The sequence below is a fragment of the Shewanella sp. SG44-2 genome, from assembly GCF_014164215.1.
GTDB classification, from domain to species: domain Bacteria; phylum Pseudomonadota; class Gammaproteobacteria; order Enterobacterales; family Shewanellaceae; genus Shewanella; species Shewanella frigidimarina.
In genome coordinates this window covers 1-224 of sequence record NZ_JACJEU010000122.1, presented here as the reverse complement: position 1 = coordinate 224, position 224 = coordinate 1, and the positions used below count along the sequence as shown (strand labels likewise).

General features: G+C 55.8%; 1 protein-coding gene. It reads left to right on the top strand.

Annotated features, from left to right (window positions below):
* On the top strand, window positions 1–224 hold a 224-nt coding region (locus H5181_RS20540; RefSeq protein ID WP_182751906.1), incomplete at both ends, for a hypothetical protein.

The window sequence follows — 224 nt, the reverse complement described above, 5'->3', positions numbered from 1 at the left end:
GATGCCACCATGGCACCTGCACCCACCGTTGAGTTCAGCGGCATGGGCACTGATGGTATCTTCAACAGCGATGAGATCGGTACTGATGGCACTGTGACTGCCACCGTGACGCTAGCGACTGGCACCCAAGTTGGCGACACCTTGATTGTCACTGATGGCAACGGCAACACCCTATTTAACGGCCCTGTGACTCAGGACATGCTCGACAACGGCTTTGACGTTGA